The organism is Xenorhabdus sp. NBAII XenSa04, from assembly GCF_963866145.1.
Classification (GTDB): Bacteria; Pseudomonadota; Gammaproteobacteria; order Enterobacterales; family Enterobacteriaceae; genus Xenorhabdus; species Xenorhabdus indica.
This window is the reverse complement of record NZ_CAWMEB010000148.1, coordinates 1-1,001: the sequence shown is the minus strand read 5'-3', so window position 1 is coordinate 1,001 and position 1,001 is coordinate 1. Positions and strand designations below refer to the sequence as shown.

1 protein-coding gene is annotated in these 1,001 nt (G+C 50.6%); it reads right to left on the bottom strand.

Annotated features, from left to right (window positions below):
* Positions 1–1,001 (bottom strand): condensation domain-containing protein (locus AAC147_RS06960; protein WP_047686091.1); only part of this gene is annotated, 1,001 nt, incomplete at both ends.

The window sequence follows — 1,001 nt, the reverse complement described above, 5'->3', positions numbered from 1 at the left end:
TGACTACCGCGATAAGTCTGTACAGAGGGGCGTGGCCGATCAGTGGGAAGCGATAGTAAGGCTGGCGCTTCTTCGAGCTGTGCACACCAGAAATCACGTTGTTCAGTAAGGGCAATCTCTTGCAGCCAATGACGTTGCCAGACAGCATAGTCAGCATACTGAATCGTCAGTGGTGGTAACGGATCATCGTGGCTGTTAAGAATGGCATGGTAGAGAACCTTTAGTTCATGTTCCAGCATTCCCATAGACCAACCATCAGCAATGATATGGTGCAACGTTAATAGCAGCACATGCTCCTCGTCGGTCAATTGCAGTAATTGACTGCGAGCCAAAGGGCCTTGCGTAAAGTTAAAAGGCATCTGTGCTTCAATAGCGACAATTTCAGCAACGTGATGGGCCTGTTTCTCTGAGGCTAACAGGCGTAGATCCTGGCAGGACAGGGAAAAACCAATATCCGCAGGGTCAATATGTTGACAGGGTTGACCTTTAATTAATACAAACCGAGTGCGTAAGCTTTCATGACGAGCGACCAAACGATCAAGAGCGGTGGTTAGGGCGTTATGTTCGAGCGTGCCGGTAATATGTAGCACTAGCGGAATCTGATAAGCCAGACTGGCTGCCGGATCGATTTGAGCAAGGAACCATAACCGCTGTTGGGAGAAAGATAAAGGCAGCGGTTGGTTGCGGTTAGCCGGAAGAATAACGATTTGTTTGGCCGCTGAAGCATCGGTGAGTACCTGCGCCAACTCTGCCAGTTGAGGGTGAGCAAAAAGTTGTCGTATTGGCAGTTCTCGTCCCAGTACCTGACGCACACGTGCAACGAGTTGAACAGCAAGCAATGAATGACCGCCAAGTTCAAAGAAATGGTCATAGCGGCCCACTTGCTCTAACCCCAACAGCTCTTGCCAGAATTGTGCCAGTAGTGTCTCAATTTCGCCGATGGGGGCAGCATACTCATGTGTTACCACGGCTGAGGCATCAGGGGCAGGGAGTGCCCGGCG